At 26.0% G+C, this 1,515-nt stretch carries 2 protein-coding genes; both read right to left on the minus strand.

All coding sequences use genetic code 11. The annotated features are described in order from the left end of the window. Positions 1–311: 311 nt before the first annotated feature. Complete coding sequence (locus C568_RS0130195; RefSeq protein WP_018783741.1) at positions 312–524, minus strand: hypothetical protein; 213 nt, start codon at positions 522–524, stop codon at positions 312–314. A 201-nt stretch (positions 525–725) separates the two neighbouring features. Further along, on the minus strand, positions 726–1,073 hold the full coding sequence (locus C568_RS0130200) for a hypothetical protein (protein WP_018783742.1): 348 nt from the start codon (positions 1,071–1,073) through the stop codon (positions 726–728). Between the last annotated feature and the right edge of the window lie 442 nt (positions 1,074–1,515).

The following is a 1,515-nucleotide window of genomic DNA, read 5'->3' on the forward strand; positions in this document are numbered from 1 at the left end:
GATGCACTTGCTTTCTCTATTGGCAAAAATCCTAAAAACGTAACCAAAACGAGGAAAGACATTAATACCCCTTTAATCTTCATATCAACACTCCTTTAAAACATTTTAATTATACAATAATTGTAAATTGCAATTTTATATTTTTCAATATTAAAAAAATTAAGCAGGATAAAAAACAGTAATAAATAAAATACATTTGAAAGTAAACTTTTAAATATTTGTTTACATTGGATTAAAAAGACATTATCAAAAAATAAAGATGGAAGACGATCTCACATTAATCGTCTTCCATCTCTAAAAATAATAAAAAATCATTTTACTTCATCTAGCTTCTTCATTTTTCTAAGTAACTTAGTTTTTGTTATATCTCTAGAAATAATAAATAAAACTAAGTTAACCAAAATTAAAATTACATCTATACAAATAACCCAAAAGTCACTTTTTATAAAAGAATTAGTCAAAACCAATATTAATAAACTAACCCCTGAAATTAAACCTACTTTATTTTGGTCTATTTTTAACATAAAATCATCTCCTTCTAACTATATTACACTATTCTTGTTACAATTAATTTTAATATTAAACAGTTTTAATGTAGTTATCTTATGAAAGTAAACTTTTGAATATTTATATACATTTGGTATATCTCCTGAAACCTTTGCCTTTAAGATTTTAATATTTTGGATAAAAAAAGCCGAGTTTTTACTCGACTTTTCATTTCCTCTTTACTTGGTTGGTGATAACGTCAAATCTCCAAACTTCTTTTTAATAGCTTTGGTCGTTGCTTTAAAATTATACTCATCGCCATCTTTTTTAATTTCAAATACAATTGGCTCTTTCCCATCTTCTTCTAAACTAATTTCATCTTTGTTAATTTTATATGTAAACCCTCTTGTGAAAGCTCCTATCTTGAAAGAAACCGTATTTTTAGCGAATTCTGCTGTATATGATTCGCCATTGGTAGCAACGACATTCCACTTTTTAGATTGCAAATCATCTGATGGATCTTTACCACAAGCACTTAACCCCACAACCGCTATGACTATTAATAAAACATAAATAATTTTTCTCATCTATTAACGCCCCTTTATTTTATGAACTGATTCGCTTTAAAGACGAACTCTTTTTTCTCAATTTTCGTTAAATTCGTCTATTATTGTATCACAATTTAACCCATTATTAGTAAAAAAGGAAAAAAATAGATTTTTTTGTTATTACTGAAAGTAAACTTTTACATATTTGTTTACTTTCACTTCAAAGCGTAACACCACACATCCATCAACTTAATATTTTGAAGTACCTCAAAACAAAAATTTTATCTCACCACAATTATCTATAAGAATTCAGTTCATTTTTTTGTTTTAGGAAACAATTAATTTCCAATACATGTCTTAATGCGAAAATGTAATATTTCGTGACCTTACCCTCCATATGTAATATTATATATAAAAATATATTGATATAATTGTAAGCGCTTACTATAATAAAAGCATAAAGATAAATCACATCTTAGCA

The sequence above is a fragment of the Bacillus sp. 95MFCvi2.1 genome (genome assembly GCF_000374965.1).
Classification (GTDB): domain Bacteria; phylum Bacillota; class Bacilli; order Bacillales; family Bacillaceae_G; genus Bacillus_A; species Bacillus_A pseudomycoides.